The following is a 17,118-nucleotide window of genomic DNA, read 5'->3' as shown; positions in this document are numbered from 1 at the left end:
GGCCGCACTAGCTTCCGGATACGTGCCGCGGACGACCGCGGCTCGCAACCCCACGTGGCGGGACGGCCCGCCCACGCATTGAACACCCTCTCATGTTCGATACCGTTCTCATCGCTAACCGCGGCGCGATCGCGTGCCGCATCCTGCGCACGCTGCGCGAACTCGACGTTACAGGCGTCGCTGTCTATAGCGAAGCCGACCGCGCAAGCCGTCACGTGAGCCTCGCCGATTCGGCTCACAGCCTCGGCGACGGCGCGGCCAGCGTCACCTATCTCGACGTCGAACGCATCCTGCAAATTGCACGTGCCGAACGCGTGCAGGCCATTCATCCCGGCTATGGCTTCCTGTCTGAAAACGCAGCGTTCGCGCAGGCGTGCGAAGCGGCCGGTATCGCGTTCATCGGGCCGACGCCCGAACAGCTACGTGCGTTCGGCCTGAAGCACACCGCGCGCGCGATCGCTGCCGCCGAGCAGATTCCGATGCTCGAAGGCACGGGTCTGCTCGACGATCTCGACGCAGCGCTGACCGCGGCAGCACGCATCGGTTTTCCGGTCATGCTGAAGAGCACGGCGGGCGGCGGCGGTATCGGTATGCGCGTATGCCGGTCGGCGGAAGAACTCGCCGCGCAGTTCGACGTCGTCAAGCGGCTCGGGCAGAACAACTTCAGCGACGCGGGCGTGTTCCTCGAGAAATACATCGAGAAGGCCCGACACCTCGAAGTGCAGATCTTCGGCGACGGTAACGGCGCTGCGCTCGCGCTGGGCGTGCGCGACTGCTCGGTGCAGCGGCGCAACCAGAAGGTGCTTGAAGAAACGCCTGCGCCGAACCTGCCCGATGGGATCGCCGAGGCGCTGTGTGCTGCCGCAATCCGTCTGGCGCAAGCGGTCAACTATCGCTCGGCCGGTACCGTCGAGTTCGTCTACGACAGCGACGCCGCACGCTTCTATTTTCTCGAAGTGAACACGCGTCTGCAGGTCGAGCACGGCGTAACCGAACAGGTGTGGGGCGTCGACCTCGTGCGCTGGATGATCGAACTCGCGGCGGGCACGATTGCGCCGCTCGACGAGCTCGCCAAGCATCTTCGCCCGTCGGGCCACGCGATCCAGGCTCGACTCTATGCGGAAGATCCGGGCCGCGATTTCAAGCCGTGTCCGGGTTTGCTTACCGAGGTCTCGTTCCCTTCCGCCGATGGCCGCGCGCTGCGTATCGACACGTGGATCGAAGCGGGCTGCGAGGTGCCTCCGTGGTTCGATCCGATGCTCGCGAAGTTGATTGCGTGGGCACCGACTCGCGACGATGCGCGTGCTTCGCTGGACAACGCGCTCGCCAAGACGCGTATCTACGGTGTCGAGACAAATCGCGCCTACTTGCGGCAGATTCTCGCCGACACGCCATTCGCGAGCGGCGCACCGTGGACTCGTTGTCTCGAAGGTTTGCGCTATCGGGCCACAACCGTCGAGGCACTCACTGGCGGCACACAGACCACTGTGCAGGACCACCCAGGCCGACTCGGCTACTGGGCGGTCGGCATCCCGCCGTCGGGTCCGATGGACGATCGTTCGCTGCGCCTCGGCAACCGGCTGCTCGACAACGACAGCGACGCGGCCGCGCTCGAAATCACGATGAGCGGACCGACGCTGCGCTTTAACACCGACGCGGTCATCGCCGTGACCGGCGCCGCGCTCGCCGTGACACTCGACGACGTCGCACAACCGATGCACACCGCGCTCTTCGTCACCGCCGGTTCGACACTCGCGCTCGGCGCGATCCGCGGTGCGGGCGCGCGAGCTTACCTGTGCGTGCGCGGCGGCCTCGACGTCGCGCGCTATCTCGGCAGCCGCAGCACGTTCACGCTCGGTCAGTTTGGTGGTCACGGCGGTCGGGCGCTGCGCGCGGGCGATGTGCTGCATCTTCAGTCGCTCGCGGACCGCAGCACGGGTGCGGCACTGCCTCACGCGCTTACACCGCGACTCGAAGAGGTGCGCACTGTACGCGTGATCTACGGACCACACGGCGCCCCCGAATACTTCAGCGCGCGATACATCGAGCAGTTCCTCGCCACCGAATGGGAAATCCATTTCAATTCGAGCCGCACCGGAGTCCGGCTGATCGGCCCGAAACCCGAATGGACGCGCGCGGACGGCGGCGAAGCCGGACTGCATCCGTCGAACATTCACGACAATCCGTATGCGGTCGGCGCAATCGATTTCACCGGCGACATGCCCGTGATCCTCGGTCCGGACGGTCCGAGCCTGGGCGGCTTCGTGTGTCCGGTGACGATCATCGAAGCCGACCTGTGGCAGATCGGTCAGTTGAAGGCCGGCGACAAGGTGCGCTTCGTGCCTGTCGATATCGCTACCGCACGCGATGCAGCAGCAGCGCGCGCACGCGAAACGGCACAGCTCGACGCGCAGGCCTATGCGTACGCATCCGCGCTGCCACCGCTATCGATCGCTTCCGGCGACCAGGCGCAATCGGTGTCATCTCTCGCGTCGCCGGTCGTGCTCGACATCGGTCAGGCCGAGGAACGCCTCGTCGCGCGGCTGTCAGGCGACACGCATCTATTACTCGAAATCGGTCCGGCGGAACTCGACATCGCACTGCGTTTTCGCGGCCACGCGCTGATGCAGGCACTCGAAGCGCTCGCCTTACCGGGCGTGATCGATCTCACACCCGGCATCCGTTCATTGCAGATTCACTACCAGCCGGAACAGCTTCCACTCGCGACGTTGCTCGAGCACGTAGAAACACACTGGCAAGCGGTGTCGCAACAACGCGACCTGCGTGTGCCGTCGCGAGTCGTGCATCTGCCGTTGTCTTGGGACGATCCGGCCTGCCGTCTCGCGATCGACAAATACATGACGACCGTGCGCCCCGATGCACCGTGGTGTCCGAGCAATCTCGAGTTCATCCGCCGGATCAACGATCTCGATTCGCTCGAAGCGGTGAAGCAGATCGTCTTCGATGCGCATTACCTTGTGATGGGACTCGGCGATGTCTATCTCGGGGCGCCGGTCGCCACGCCGCTCGATCCGCGGCATCGCCTCGTCACGACGAAGTACAACCCGGCGCGCACGTGGACTGCGGAGAACTCGGTGGGCATCGGCGGCGCGTATCTGTGCGTGTACGGTATGGAAGGGCCTGGCGGCTACCAGTTCGTCGGCCGCACGCTGCAGATGTGGAACCGCTATCGCGAGATCGCGGATTTCGCGGGACGTCCGTACCTGCTGCGCTTTTTCGATCAGATCCGTTTCTACGAAGTCTCCGCCGACGAGCTACTGCGCATTCGCGCGGATTTTCCGCTCGGTCGTTATCCGCTGAAAATCGAAACGGCCGAATTGTCGCTTGCCGACTATCAGGCGTTTCTCGCGCGCGAAGCCGAGGGCATCGCGCGGTTCCGCACGCGTCAGCAGGCAGCGTTCGAAGCTGAACGTCAGCGCTGGCATGAAGCGGACGTTAGCGGCACTGCAACGGAAGCGTCGGAATCGATCACCGTAGACGTCGGCGATGCGCCATTGCGTGAAGACCAGATTGCCGTCGACAGCGAGATCGCCGGCAACCTGTGGCAAGTGCACGTGGCGCCCGGCGCGACAGTCGCCGCGGGCGATGTACTGCTCGTGATCGAATCGATGAAGATGGAGATTTCCGTCGTTGCGCCGTGCGCAGGCACGATCGGCGAAATCCACGTCGCGCCGGGTTCGCCGGTGCGGGCTGGACAGCGTGTGGTTGTGATCGACACGGTGTGATCTGCTTTTGTTCGGCTGCGACAGCAGCCGAACACCCGCGCCCTGCGAACTGCCGCCGGCTATCCCCCGCGCCGGTTCCGCCGAATCTGATCGAACAACACCGCCAGCAACAGGATGCCGCCACGAATCAGATACTGATAGAACGTCGGCACGTTCAGCAGACTCATCGCGTCCTGCACGGAGCCCATAATCAGCACACCGACGATCACACCGGAGATCGTCGCCACCCCGCCCGTCAACGACACGCCACCGAGTACGCACGCGGAGATCACGCCGAGTTCGAGCCCGACCGAGGTCTTCGGATCGCCGAGACTCATCCGCGACGCGAGCATCACACCCGCAAACCCGGTGACGAGGCCCTGCAGCACGAACACCGTGATCTTGATTCGCCGCACCGGTAGCCCTGCAAGCAACGCAGCTTCGCTGTTGCCGCCCACCGCCAGCACGTTCTTGCCGAACACCGTCCGGTTCAGGATGAACCCGAACACGACGAAACCAATCACATTGCTCCAGATCGGATACGACACGCCGAGAAACGAACCGCCGCCCAGATCGAAGAAACGCTCTTCCGAAATCATCACCGCGTCGCCGTTCGACGTGATGAACGCGAGACCGCGCACGACTTCCATCATCGCGAGTGTCACGATCAGCGAATTGATCCGGTAACCGGCCACGAGCACACCGTTGACGAGTCCAACCGCGCCGCCCACCAGCACACCCGCGGTCACGCCGAGCAGCACGCTATGCGTCGCGGTAATCAGCGTCGAGGCGACCACGCCGGAAAACGCGACGATCGACGCCACCGACAGATCCACCTCGCCCAGTGCGAGCACGAACATCATCGTGACGGAGATCGAGCCGATCAACGTGACCGACAGCAGCAGTCCCTGAATGTTGCGCGCGCTGATGAAGTCCGGCACGGTGAACGACAGCACCGCAAACAGGATGATGAACACCATCACGATGCCCGACCGGTTAAGCAGATTTCCTATTCGTGCGGTGCGTGTCATCGATGCGCTGCCGCTCGTTGTAGTGGGAACGGCGCCGTCCCGGCCTGTCGATTGTGTCTGCATGTTTCCGCTTCCTGTTGCTCGACTACGATTACGCGCCCGGTCAGCGCGGTAGTGCGAGCTTGATCAATGCATCGGGTGTGGCCTGCGCGCGCGTCAAATCACCGACGATGCGGCCTTCGCGCATCACCAGTACCCGGTCGGCCACGCCGATCACCTCCGCCATATCACTCGATACCACGAGTACTGTGCGGCCTTCATCGGCGAGACCGTAGAGCAGGCCATAAATCTCGCTGCGCGCACCGACGTCGATGCCGCGTGTGGGTTCGTCCATCAGAAACACGTCGATCTCTTCGGCGAGCCAGCGCGACAGGATCACCTTCTGCTGGTTGCCGCCGGACAACGTGCCGATCTGTGTATTGCCATCGCGCGTCTTGATGGCGAGGCGGTTCACGTACTGCGACGTGACGCGCGCTTCGCGGCGCTGGTTCAGGATATTGAAGCGACTGAAGTGGCGTCGGCAGCTCAGGTTCAGATTGTCCGAAACCGAAGCGATCGCGACGATCCCCTCCTGCTTGCGGTCTTCGGGACAGAGCGCGATGCCGGCGCGCACCGCATCACGCGGCGAACGAAAGCGGCGCCGTTCGCCCTTCAGCACGATCTCACCGGCTGTCGGTTTGACCGCGCCATAGATCAGCTTCATCAACTCCGAGCGCCCCGCGCCGACGAGCCCAAAGAAGCCGACAATCTCCCCCTTACGCGCAGCGAACGACACGGGCTCCGCGAGGCCGGGGCCAAGCAATCCTGTCACTTCGATCTGCACTTCGCCGCTCGGACGCGGCCGGTAGCCGTACACGTCATTGATCGAGCGGCCGACCATGCAGCTGATCAGCCGGTCACGATCGAGGCCGCCGCGTGCTTCGAGCGTATCGATGCGGCGGCCGTCGCGAAACACCGTCACGCGATCGCACAGTTCGTAGACTTCCTCCATACGGTGCGTGACGTAGATAATCGCGTGCCCCTCCGCCTTCAATGCGCGAATGATCCGGAACAGTTGCACGGTTTCGCGCGACGACAACGAACTGGTGGGTTCATCGAAAGCGATCACGCGAGCGTTGCGCATCAGCGCCTTGCCGATCTCGATCATCTGCCGCTGACCGATCGGTAGCTCGCGAACCTTGCGAGCCGGATCGATCTTCTCGCCGAGCTGTTCGAGTACCTCGATGGCGCGCTGTAGCATCGCGTTCGCGTCGAGCACCCCAAGGCGATGCGGCAACGCGCCCAGCAGCAGGTTTTCTGCAACCGTCAGTTCCGGCACCAGATGCAGTTCCTGATAGATGATCGCGATACCGGCATCGATCGCCTCGCGCGGCGACGTAAAACGTTGCTCGACACCGTTCAACACCAGCGTGCCTTCGTCAGGATGATTCACACCGGACAACACCTTGAGCAACGTCGATTTGCCGGCGCCGTTTTCGCCCATCAAGCCGTGCACTTCGCCGCCGTGCACGTCGAGCGATACCTTGTCGAGCGCCAGCACGCCGGGAAAACGCACCGTAATTCCGTCGAGCCGAATCGATAGGCGCTCGGTCTGCTCCAAGCCTGGCTGGGCGTTCATCTCTCACCTGTGAAATGCACGACACCTTGCGGTGCCATCTCGCGATCGGGTTGGCGGACCTGCACGTGCCCGCCTTCGTCGCTTTAACGAGGCTCAAATACCCAGTTCCTTGCGCACGTCCTGCCAATTGCCGCGAACCATGAGCTTGCCCGTAGTCTGCGTATCGGCCGGGGGCTGCTTACCGTTCTTGATCCAGTCGACGAGGTTCTGTGTGCTCTCCTTCCCGTGGTTCGTCGAGCTGACCGCGATCGTGCCGTAGAAGCCCGTCGGTTCTTTCTTCTGGAACTCGGCGAACGCTTCGCCCGCACCGTTGATGCCGACACCGATCACGTCCGCGGACGGAATATGCAACTGCTCGGTTGCGCGGACGGCGCCCAGAACGGTCTCTTCGTTCAGTGCGTAGATCACCCAGCGCTTGATGTTCGGATGCTGCGCGAGCACCGGCGATGCCGCGTTGAAACCACCCTCGTCGTCGGTTGTCTTTTGCGGCGCATCGAAAATGTTCTCTTTCTTGAAGCCGTTCGCGAGCAGGCTTTGTGTCGCGCCGTCGGTGCGCGCCTTGGCGGTCGGGAGTTCATAGTCGGTAATGCGCAGCGCGCCGACTTCCTCGGGCTTCCAGCCGCGTTGCTTCATCTCGTCGGCGATCGCCTGGCCAACCTGATTGCCGATCTTGGACGCTGACATGCCGAGGTGCGGCACGTCGGCGAGCGGCTTGCCTGACGAGTCGACCAGTTGATCGTCGACCGTGACGAACTTCATGTTGTAGGTCTTCGCACGCGCACGAATTGCGGGTCCAAGGCGGACATCGGGCGCGCAGATGACGAAGCCTTTCGCACCCTGCGCCGCGAGGTTGTCGATCGCGGCCAGTACCTTCTCTCCATCGGGCGTGCCGATGTTGATGACCGAGAAGCCGTCCTGCTTGCCGAGTGCCGTGGCGGCTTTCTGCTCGTTGATGAACCAGGCCTGCTCCGGCATCTTCACGAGAAAGCCGATCTTGAGCGGTTCGTCCGCCTGCACGGACAACGAGGCGCCGAACGGAATCGCGAGTGCGACAGCGGTCAGGGCCGACAGGGTCAAGCGGCGCAGCTTCGGGTTCATCTGAGTCTCCTTGGATCGAGGTTTTTTTAGTGCAGTCGGTGTGCGATACAGCGCGGGTGAAACAGGGACTTCGTCGCGATTCGAAGGATCGCGTTGTGTGTACAGCGTCCAGCGTCCACAAGGACGTGTGTCTCTCAGGCAGCCCATCGGAGTACGAGCGGATCGAGACGCCGCGCGATATCGATCAGTTCGCGGCGCGTCTCCGGATGAAGCGCTGGCAACGGATGCCGCGGCAGGTCGCACGCGATCACGCCGCCTTCCTGCATCAGCGCTTTTGCGGCGAGCAGTCCGGCCTGGCGGTTCTCGTGATTGATCAACGGCAGCCACTGCTGATAGCGCTCGAACGCGAGATCGCGATTGCCGCTGCGATACGCATCGATGATCGGGCGGATACCGTCGGGATAGCCGCCGCCGGTCATCGAACCGGTCGCGCCCGCCGCGAGATCGGCCAGCAGCGTGATCGCTTCCTCGCCGTCCCACGGCCCTTCGACCGCCTCGCCACCAAGCCGGATCAACTCGCGCAGCTTCGTCGCCGCGCCGGGCGTCTCGATCTTGAAGTACGCGACGTGTTCGATCTCGCGCGCCATCCGCGCGAGGAACGCGGCCGACAGAACGGTGCCGCTCGCGGGCGCGTCCTGCACCATGAGCGGAATACCGACGGCGTCCGATACACGCGCATAGAACTCGTAGATCTGTGCCTCCGGTACACGGAACGTTGCGCCGTGATACGGTGGCATCAACATCAACATCGATGCACCCATCTCCTGCGCGAGACGGCTGCGTTCCGCACAGGTACGGCTGCTGTAGTGCGTCGTCGTGACTATCACCGGTACGCGGCCCGCCACGTGTTCGAGGATCGTACGTGTGAGGAGGTCGCGCTCGTCGTCAGACAGCGCGAACTGCTCGGAGAAATTCGCGAGGATGCACAAACCGTCCGAGCCCGCGTCGATCATGAAATCGACCGCGCGCTTCTGGCTGGCCAGATCGAGCGCACCGGATTCGGCGAAGGTCGTCGGCACGACCGGAAAAATGCCCTGATAGCGCGGGGAATGGTGTGCGGTCATGGAGGTCATCGGATCAATGCGAGTGGCGCGGCACGGCGGCGCCGCGCATGCCTACCAGGAAGTCGAGATCGCAGCCCTCGTCGGCCTGCAGCACGTGGTCGACGTAGAGCTTCTGGTAGCCGCCCAGGCTCTGCGGTGCGGAAGGTGCCAGCGACTTCATGCGGCGGTCCACTTCGTCGCTATCGACATCGAGATGCAGCAATCCCTTCTCACAGTCGAGCTCGATCCAGTCGCCGTCGCGCACCGCGGCAAGCGGTCCACCCGCCGCGGCTTCGGGGGCGACATGCAGCACGACGGTGCCGTATGCGGTTCCGCTCATGCGCGCATCGGAGATGCGCACCATGTCCTTCACGCCCTGGCGCAGCAGCTTCGGAGGCAGCCCCATGTTGCCGACCTCGGCCATGCCCGGATAACCCTTCGGGCCGCAGTTCTTCATCACGAGTACCGAATTCGCGTCGACGTCGAGCGTTTCGTCGACGATGCGCTCCTTGTAGTGCTCCAGGTTCTCGAACACCACCGCGCGACCGCGATGCTTGAGCAACGCGGGCGTCGCCGCCGATGGTTTCAGCACCGCACCGCGCGGCGCAAGATTGCCGCGCAGCACGCGGATGCCGCCATCGGCGATCAGCGGCCGGTCTAGCGGACGGATCACTTCGTCGTTGAAGCTGGGGGCATCCTTCACGTTGTCCCATAGCGTCTGGCCGTTCACCGTGAGTGCGTCCGGATGCGGCAGCAGCTTCGCCTCGCCGAGCCGGCGCAACACGGCAGGCAAGCCGCCCGCGTAATAGAACTCTTCCATCAGGTAACGGCCGGACGGCATCAGATCGACGATGGTCGGCGTATCGCGGCCGAGGTGAGTCCAGTCCTCGAGTTCGAGCGGCACACCGATGCGACCGGCAATCGCCTTCAGATGAATCACCGCATTCGTCGAACCACCGATGGCCGCATTCGTGCGGATCGCATTCTCGAACGCGGCGCGCGTCAGCACCTTCGACAGCGTGAGCCCGTCCTTCGCCATCTGCACGATGCGCAGCCCCGACATGTGCGCGAGCACGTAGCGTCGTGCATCCACGGCGGGAATCGCAGCGTTGTGCGGCAACGTCGTGCCGAGCGCTTCCGCCATACACGCCATCGTCGACGCGGTGCCCATCGTGTTGCAGGTGCCGGCCGAACGCGACATGCCGGCCTCGGCGGACAGAAAGTGATGCAGATCGATCTCGCCGGCCTTCAGCGACTCGTGCAGTTGCCACACTGCCGTGCCCGAACCGATGTCCTTGCCGTCGAGCTTGCCGTTCAGCATCGGACCGCCGCTCACGACGATCGCCGGCACATCGCAGCTCGCCGCGCCCATCAGCAGTGCGGGCGTGGTCTTGTCGCAACCGGCGAGCAGCACCACGGCATCGACTGGATTGCCGCGTATTGCTTCCTCCACGTCCATCGATGCGAGATTGCGCGTAAGCATCGCGGTCGGCCGCAGATTCGATTCGCCATTAGAGAAAACGGGGAACTCCACCGGAAAGCCTCCCGCTTCGTAAACACCGCGTTTAACGTGCTCCGCAAGCTTGCGGAAATGCGCGTTACACGGCGTCAGTTCCGACCACGTGTTGCAGATTCCGACGATCGGGCGGCCATCGAATTCATGATCGGGAATGCCCTGATTTTTCATCCAGCTTCGATACATGAAGCCGTTTTTGTCCGCGGTTCCGAACCATTGGGTGGACCGCAGTTTGGGTTTCGATTCCGGCATGGGTTCTTTTTGAATGAGGGTCCGGCGGGGGCAAGGACGCAAGCAGTGTAGGAGTTGCCTCGATACCAATCCAATGAAAATTCCGGCAGTATCGATATCCATTCCGGCATTGATATAAACCCTATGAACACCCCGCCGCCGTGGTACATCCGCACGAGACTCAAGCCTCGTCAGTTGCTGCTGCTTGTCGAGATCGCGGAACTTGGCAACGTTCATCGCGCGGCCGACGCGCTCAACATGACGCAGCCCGCCGCCTCCAAACTGCTGCGCGAGCTGGAAGAAACGCTGGGGGTGGAATTGTTCGAACGGCTGCCGCGCGACATGCGGCCGACTGTCTATGGCGAGGTGATGATTCGACACGCGCGAGCGGTGCTGAACAGCCTCGACCAGGCTCACGAGGAAGTGCTGGCGGTGCGCACCGGCGACCTAGGCCACGTTGCAGTGGGGGCGATCACATCGCCGGCGACGCGCGTGCTGCCGTCCGCCGTTGCGCAGTTAAAACGCAGGCATCCCGGCCTGCGGATCGCACTGGAAGTCGAAAACAGCAACGTGATGCTGGAGCGGCTCGCGCAGGACAAGCTCGATCTGGTGGTGGGTCGGTTATCCGCCGAACACGACAAGCTGGCGCTGCATTACGAGCCGCTTGCTAGCGAGCCGGTTTGTGCGGTGGCGCGACCGGACCATCCGCTTGTTAGTGCGCGCGGTTTGACGTTGCGCGATGTCGAGCCGGCCACGTGGATCGTGCCGCCCGCCGGCACGGTGTTGCGCCACCGGTTTGAGCTTATGTTCCAGCGGGACAGTCTCGTGCCGCCGACCAACATCGTCGAGACGAGCGCATTGCTCGTTCTCACGCGGTTGCTCGCGGAAAGCGACATGCTCGCGGTACTGGCCACCGACGTCGCGCAGTACTACGCCTCATACAACATGGTGGCGATCCTGCCGCTCGAGTTGCCATGCCACATGGACGACTTCGGCATCATCACGCGCACGGACCGGCCGCTGTCACCGGCGGGTCTGCTGATGGCCGAGGCGCTGCGCACAGCAGGGAGTCTGCTGTATGCGCAGGGTCCGCGACGGTGATGGCTTACGCGCGCGCTATCCAGCGACGACCGCCGATGCGTCCTCGCAGGTGTAGCCCAATGCTTCGGCAACCTCCGGACACGTCACCTTGCCGAACGCGACGTTCAGCCCGCGACGCAGATGTTCGTCATCGGTGAGCGCCTTGCGCCAGCCGTGGTCGGCAATGTGCAGCACGAACGGTAACGTTGCGTTATTCAGCGCATAGGTGGACGTGCGTGGCACACCGCCCGGCATGTTCGCGACACAGTAGTGCACGACGTCGCCGACTTTATACGTGGGATCGGCGTGAGTCGTAGGCTTCGCCGTTTCGCAGCAGCCGCCCTGGTCGATTGCCACATCGACGATCACGGAGCCCGGGCTCATTGCATCGACCATCTTGCGCGTAACGAGTTTGGGCGCAGCCGCGCCGGGTACGAGCACACCGCCGATCACGAGGTCCGCATCCAGCACGTGTTGTTCGATGTTGTCCTGATTCGAATACACCGTGATCACGCGTGCGCCCAGCAGCCGGTCCATGCGTCGCAACGCATCGACATTGCGATCGATCACGACGACCTGCGCACCGGTGCCCACTGCCATCTGCGCGGCATTGGTGCCCACCACACCGGCACCAAGGATCACGATCTTCGCGGAGGGCACACCTGCCACACCACCGAGCAGGACACCCTTGCCGCCGTGCGCGCGTTCCAGACAGAACGCACCCGCTTGAATCGACATACGCCCTGCGACCTCGGACATCGGCGCGAGCAGAGGCAATCCGCCGCCGCGTTGCGTGACGGTTTCGTAGGCAATACAGACCGCGTTGCTTTTGATGAGATCGGCGCACTGTTCGGGGTCAGGCGCGAGGTGCAGATAGGTGAAGAGAATCTGTCCGCGGCGCAGCAGCGCGCGCTCGGGCGCTTGCGGTTCTTTCACCTTGACGATCATGTCGGCAGCGGCAAATACCGCTTCAGCGTTCGGTACTACTCGTGCGCCCGCTGCCCGGTACGCGTCGTCGGTTGCACCGATGCCGGCGCCCGCGCCTGTCTCGACGTCCACGGTGTGTCCATGCGCGACGATCTCGCGCACGGAAGGTGGCGTTAGACCCACGCGATACTCGTGATTCTTGATCTCCTTCGGAACGCCTATATGCATATTGCCTCCTGGATGGGACTGCATCTCTGCCGCGAAACAAGCTGATGCGTCAGACGCTCAGCAAAATCGGCTAGCGTTGGCCAGGGAGGCAACGACGACGCTAACGCACGCAGGCGAGATCACAGGAAACGATCGGCGCCGGAGGGAAATGCATGCGGAGAATCTAGCGTGACGTAGATGCCATGTCCGGCTTCTAGTAGTGGTTTGCACAATACTATCGACGGCATGGCAGTAGTTGTTAATGTAATTGTGGTTGGTTTTGGTTGAAACGCCTGAAGAAGGCGATATGCATTTTTTACGTTGCGGCGCAATATCGCGGGTCGTCTGCGACTATGGCCCCACGCTATTCCCGATGTTGTCCTCGCAATCCTTCCAGAGCCGCAAAGGGTCGCGATGCTGCGGATAGTGTGCGTCAAGCCATGTCGACAATCTCGGCCGATCTGGATGGTTCGTGCCGGTTTGCGCAGACCAGGTCGACGACCGCTCAAGAATCTCTCCACTCTCGCGATCGCGTACCAGCACGCTGCCGAGTCCACTCGTACTGTTCGACTGTGACTCCACCGCGTAACGCGGCAGAATCCTCAGTTCGGCGTCCTCTGCCCATCCGTATACGGCGCGCACAACGCCGGCTGGATCGCGCAGTTCGATGGGACCGCTTGCGGGACGAACCGCCGTCCATCCCTCTGGAAAGTCGACGACGATCTCGTTCTTGCCTTCCCTCATCCATTTGACGCGCCACGCGCGCCGCATGGCTTCGCGCACGCTGGACACGGACTCGTAGCCAGAAGGCAACTCGATCGCAGCAGGCAGCGTAATGAGGTTGTCTTTCCAGAGCTTCGATTCTTCATCGATGCGCTCTACTTTTTCGAACGCCCCGTCTTCGAACGGGTTCGCCGAACGGCTTTGTGGTGTGGTGCTCGTCTGCGGCAGTCCCTCGAAAAGACGCTCGGCGTCCTGACGAGTGCGCTTGGGTTTTGCGTTTTTCATTGAATGTTCCGCTGAAAAAGGCGCTCTCGCGAACACCTGATCTACACTTGATTTCGGCCACCGGATCTTGAGTCTGAAGAACCGGCAACATTTCACGCGGAGGAGGAATGATGATTGCTCTGCGTAAAATCCTGCGCCAGGCAGCGGCCCCGTGCGAGAGTGTATTCCCGAGGACGCCGCTTTACGAGGAGTAGACGAAGGTCTCACCCTACACGATCCACATCAAGGTACCGAGAGGCGGCCACTTCGCTGTGTGGGGACAGCCGGCGTCGATGCTGGCCGATCTGCGAACCCTTATCGAGACGATCCTCCATGAATGAGCTTCCGCTAAAACGCATCGAAACCGGGACCTTGCTGATCGCTTATGTCGAACAGGGTCCCACCGATGGCTGGCCGGTGATCCTGTCGCACGGATTTCCCTATGACGTTCACGCTTTCGACGAGGTCGCGCCGGTTCTTGCCGAGGCAGGAGCCCGCGTCATCGCTCCCTACACGCGCGGGTTCGGGCCAACGCGCTTCGTGTCCGATGACATCATGCGGAGCGGTCAGCAGGCCGCTCGCGGCCGCGACATCATCGAGCTTGCCGATGCTCTCGGGCTGGAACGGCCGATCCTGGCCGGTTTCGATTGGGGCGGCAACGCGTCCTGCGTTGCGGCGGCGCTTTGGCCAGAGCGGGTCGGCGGCCTGGTTTCCTACGCGGGCTACGACATCATCGATGTGAGTGCCGGGGGCCGCCCTGCGACGCCATCGATGGAGCGCGTCTGCTGGTATCAGCATCTTTTTCAGAGCGAGCGCGGACGCGAGTGCCTCGCTCGCAATCGACGCGATCTCTGCCGGTTACTGTGGGAGGAATGGTCCCCGGGATGGAACTTCGATCATGCAACGTTCGATCGGACCGCCGCGTCCTTCGACAATCCGGACTTCGTGGATGTCGTCATTCATTGTTATCGCCACGTCTTTGGTTCAGAGGCCGGCGATTCCGCATTGCTGCCGCTCGAACATCGCCTAGGTCAAAAGCCGGTGATAACGGTGCCTACGGTGACGATCGATGGTGCGGTGGATCCTCTCAAGCCCGGCGGGACCGCATCTCACGCCGACAGGTTCATAGCCGCGCACGAACATCGCGTGGTCGATGCGGGGCACAATCTGCCGCAGCAGGAGCCTCGTGCTTTTGCCGATGCGGTGTTGAGGGTTCGGGATTGGTTGGCTTGATCCCGTTGGCCGCCTCGTCGAGGACCCTCCTCGCGGATGCGGAAGGGTCCGACGCACGGTGACTACTGTGCAGTCATTTTCTGGCGTGCCCACGTCACTGCTGCACGCGCCGGCGCGATGCCGGTCGCTTTCACTCGATCAGCCAGTTCCAGCACGCGCGGACTGATCGCGGCGATTTCCGTCAGCACCGCCTGCTCATCTGCGGAACCCAGATATTCGCGCACACAACTGATGATGCCGCCTGCGTTCACAAGAAAATCCGGTGCATAGAAAATATCGCGCTGATGCAGCACATCGCCTTCGGCAAGTGACATCAACTGATTATTCGCACCTCCCGCGATCACCTTGAAGCGGCACTGCGCAGCGACCGCCCTGGTGATCGAACCACCGAGTGCGCACGGCGCGAAGACATCGGCCTCGATATCGACGATCTGTGCTGTTTCCACAACGCGGGCGTTGAACAACTCCCGCGCACGAGTGGTCCTGGTGGCGTCGATGTCCGCCACAATCAGCTGCGCGCCAGCCCGATGCAGGCGCTCGCACAAATCCCAACCGACCGAACCGAGCCCTTGTACGGCGACCGATACGCCATCGAGCGTCTTGCGTCCGAGGGCCACGTCAACTGCCGAAAGCAGTCCGACGAACACGCCATACGCTGTACGAGGCGACGGATTGCCGCCATACACTTCACCCGCGCGTGGAATGCCACTTACATACTGCGTTTCGCTTTGTACCGCGCGCATGTCGTCGGCAGTGGTGCCGACGTCCTCTGCGGTGATGTAGATACCGTTGAGCGATTGAACAAGCCGGCCGAATGCGCGGAATAGTGCAGCGCGATCAAGCGATTCACCGCTTCTGACAATGACGGCCTTACCGCCGCCGAATGGCAGGTCAGCGAGGGCGTTCTTGAAAGCCATACCCTGCGAAAGACGCAATGCATCATTGAGCGCCTCGTGATCCCCTGCGTACTGCCAATAACGGCAACCGCCGAATGAGGGGCCGCGGGCCGTGCTGTAGACCGCGATGATGGCTTGCAAGCCGGAGGGTGCATCTGTGGCGAGCACGATGCGTTCGTGTGCGGATTCACCATTGATACCGAAAAGTGTTTCGGCAGTTGTAGTGCTAAGACGGTCCATCAATATTCCTTCCTTTTGAGTAGGTGTGCGATTGTGTGCAAAGTGATTGCTTTGCAATCGGGTGCCTACTGGCCGGATCGCGGCAGTAGACGAAATCAGGTGAAACGCACGTCATCCTGATTGCGGGATTCTATTCTAGACACTACAAAAAACGAAAAACCCGCTGTAAGCGGGTTGGCGAGTCACTACCGGACTACCCCGGAAGCCAATGTGAATCCCATTGATGTGCCGGATGGGATTCACATTGATGCCGTACTGCGCGAAGCGGACCTACTTCGCTTCGTCCGATGCTTTCGGCAAACCGTCCGGCCCTGCGTAGGTGTAGCTGTCGACCTTCTCGCCCTTGCAGAGGGATTGCAGGTCGCGCGCAACGAACGGCAGTAGATTGCTCAGCGCATAGTTGAGCGTGTCGACGTACTCGGCCTTTGCACCCCACATGTTGGTTTTGTCGCCGTGGGAGCGATAGTATTTCTGTTGCAGTACGCCATTGTGATCAGCGAATTCGGCCTTCACAGCCACCATGCTGAAGATCTTCAGGCCAATCTGCCAGGTGTAGGCGCGCGTCACGCTCGTACGGATCGTCACACCGTCCGCGGCAGGCGGGTTGTCGGCGGAAGCCGCGGAAACCGTGTAGCCGAAGTCCTTCAGGTGTCCTAGACCCTCGGTCATCCAGGGGCCGATGTCGTCAACCAGCAGTGCGCCGCTAACAAACTGACCGATAGTCTCCTTGTTCTGTCGAGCGTCCGAGGTGGGCACAACGTGCACCGCGCACGCGCTGCTAGCGTGGAAGGAAGACATCGTGTCCACCTCGCTGTCGTCAACGTCGTACTTCATGGCGACCCGACCGCCCGATTCGGAGTCGGAGGCGCCGACCTCCGCGGAGAGGACGGTGGTGTTACACAGCAGGGCGGCAGTGAGGCCGACGATCATCGTTGTAGTCTTGTACATATCTATGCACCGAGTCATTGCGGGGTCGTGGAAACGCTGCCCGGGTCAGGCAACGAATAGATCTTCTCGTCAGTACCCAGCAGGATTACCCGTCCGTTACCTGACTTCAGCACCTTGCCCTTGATCTCGCCGTTGCTTGTGCCCGTGTTGAACACGAAGGGCTTAAGATCCTGGCGCTGCTCCGCGGTCATCGAACCTACGTCGATGTCGAGCATCACCATCCGGAGATTTTCCGCGATCGACTCACGCATCACGTCTCGGAAGGCAGTCGCGTTCTGTGCGCTGTTGATGTCCGCGCAGAACTGACCCACTAGAGCCGCAAATTTTCATCGAATTTT

Annotated in this window: 13 protein-coding genes; 3 read left to right on the top strand and 10 right to left on the bottom strand. The window is 62.3% G+C overall.

Annotated features, from left to right (window positions below; all coding sequences use genetic code 11):
* Positions 1 to 92 precede the first annotated feature (92 nt).
* The gene (gene uca / locus M0D65_RS32535; protein ID WP_266256129.1) at positions 93 to 3,746 is read left to right on the top strand and encodes an urea carboxylase; all 3,654 of its coding nucleotides are present in this window, start codon (positions 93 to 95) and stop codon (positions 3,744 to 3,746) included.
* 59 nt (positions 3,747 to 3,805) lie between these two features.
* Here the strand turns inward: uca and araH are convergent, their stop codons facing one another.
* The 5 genes from araH to M0D65_RS32510 all read right to left on the bottom strand — a co-directional run bounded on the left by araH (position 3,806) and on the right by M0D65_RS32510 (position 10,283).
* Positions 3,806 to 4,756, bottom strand: coding sequence for an L-arabinose ABC transporter permease AraH (araH, locus tag M0D65_RS32530; RefSeq protein ID WP_266256153.1), 951 nt, complete (start codon positions 4,754 to 4,756; stop codon positions 3,806 to 3,808).
* Positions 4,757 to 4,859: 103 nt separating this feature from the next.
* The gene (gene araG, locus M0D65_RS32525) at positions 4,860 to 6,374 is read right to left on the bottom strand and encodes an L-arabinose ABC transporter ATP-binding protein AraG (protein ID WP_266256128.1); all 1,515 of its coding nucleotides are present in this window, start codon (positions 6,372 to 6,374) and stop codon (positions 4,860 to 4,862) included.
* Positions 6,375 to 6,467: 93 nt separating this feature from the next.
* Positions 6,468 to 7,472: an arabinose ABC transporter substrate-binding protein gene (locus M0D65_RS32520; protein WP_266256127.1), complete on the bottom strand. Its 1,005-nt coding sequence runs from the start codon at positions 7,470 to 7,472 to the stop codon at positions 6,468 to 6,470.
* A gap of 134 nt (positions 7,473 to 7,606) precedes the next feature.
* A complete protein-coding gene (locus M0D65_RS32515) occupies positions 7,607 to 8,536 on the bottom strand; it encodes a dihydrodipicolinate synthase family protein (RefSeq protein WP_266256126.1) in 930 nt (309 codons plus the stop codon).
* Between the two features lie 13 nt (positions 8,537 to 8,549).
* A complete protein-coding gene (locus tag M0D65_RS32510) occupies positions 8,550 to 10,283 on the bottom strand; it encodes an IlvD/Edd family dehydratase (RefSeq protein WP_266256125.1) in 1,734 nt (577 codons plus the stop codon).
* A 123-nt stretch (positions 10,284 to 10,406) separates the two neighbouring features.
* On the opposite strand from M0D65_RS32510, the gene M0D65_RS32505 reads away from it, so the two are divergent.
* The gene (locus tag M0D65_RS32505; protein ID WP_266256124.1) at positions 10,407 to 11,363 is read left to right on the top strand and encodes a LysR family transcriptional regulator; all 957 of its coding nucleotides are present in this window, start codon (positions 10,407 to 10,409) and stop codon (positions 11,361 to 11,363) included.
* A gap of 15 nt (positions 11,364 to 11,378) precedes the next feature.
* Here the strand turns inward: M0D65_RS32505 and ald are convergent, their stop codons facing one another.
* The gene (gene ald, locus M0D65_RS32500; RefSeq protein WP_266256123.1) at positions 11,379 to 12,497 is read right to left on the bottom strand and encodes an alanine dehydrogenase; all 1,119 of its coding nucleotides are present in this window, start codon (positions 12,495 to 12,497) and stop codon (positions 11,379 to 11,381) included.
* A 330-nt stretch (positions 12,498 to 12,827) separates the two neighbouring features.
* On the bottom strand, positions 12,828 to 13,484 hold the full coding sequence (locus tag M0D65_RS32495) for a hypothetical protein (protein ID WP_266256122.1): 657 nt from the start codon (positions 13,482 to 13,484) through the stop codon (positions 12,828 to 12,830).
* A 312-nt stretch (positions 13,485 to 13,796) separates the two neighbouring features.
* Here M0D65_RS32495 and M0D65_RS32490 point away from each other — a divergent pair, with 312 nt between their 5' ends.
* Positions 13,797 to 14,696 carry an alpha/beta fold hydrolase gene (locus M0D65_RS32490; RefSeq protein WP_266256121.1) on the top strand — a complete coding sequence of 300 codons (900 nt, stop codon included), beginning with the start codon at positions 13,797 to 13,799 and terminating at the stop codon, positions 14,694 to 14,696.
* A 62-nt stretch (positions 14,697 to 14,758) separates the two neighbouring features.
* Here the strand turns inward: M0D65_RS32490 and M0D65_RS32485 are convergent, their stop codons facing one another.
* The 3 genes from M0D65_RS32485 to M0D65_RS32475 form a co-directional block, all read right to left on the bottom strand.
* A complete protein-coding gene (locus M0D65_RS32485; RefSeq protein ID WP_266256120.1) occupies positions 14,759 to 15,832 on the bottom strand; it encodes an amino acid dehydrogenase in 1,074 nt (357 codons plus the stop codon).
* A gap of 270 nt (positions 15,833 to 16,102) precedes the next feature.
* The gene (locus M0D65_RS32480; RefSeq protein WP_266256119.1) at positions 16,103 to 16,762 is read right to left on the bottom strand and encodes a hypothetical protein; all 660 of its coding nucleotides are present in this window, start codon (positions 16,760 to 16,762) and stop codon (positions 16,103 to 16,105) included.
* 32 nt (positions 16,763 to 16,794) lie between these two features.
* Positions 16,795 to 17,031 (bottom strand): hypothetical protein, encoded by a 237-nt coding sequence (locus M0D65_RS32475; protein WP_266256118.1) that lies wholly within the window; start codon positions 17,029 to 17,031, stop codon positions 16,795 to 16,797.
* Between the last annotated feature and the right edge of the window lie 87 nt (positions 17,032 to 17,118).

Origin of the sequence: Paraburkholderia sp. CHISQ3, from assembly GCF_030464945.1 — a bacterium.
In the GTDB taxonomy this organism is placed as follows: Bacteria; Pseudomonadota; Gammaproteobacteria; order Burkholderiales; family Burkholderiaceae; genus Paraburkholderia; species Paraburkholderia megapolitana.
Note: the sequence above shows the minus strand (reverse complement) of the source record. Positions and strands in the feature narration are given on the sequence as shown.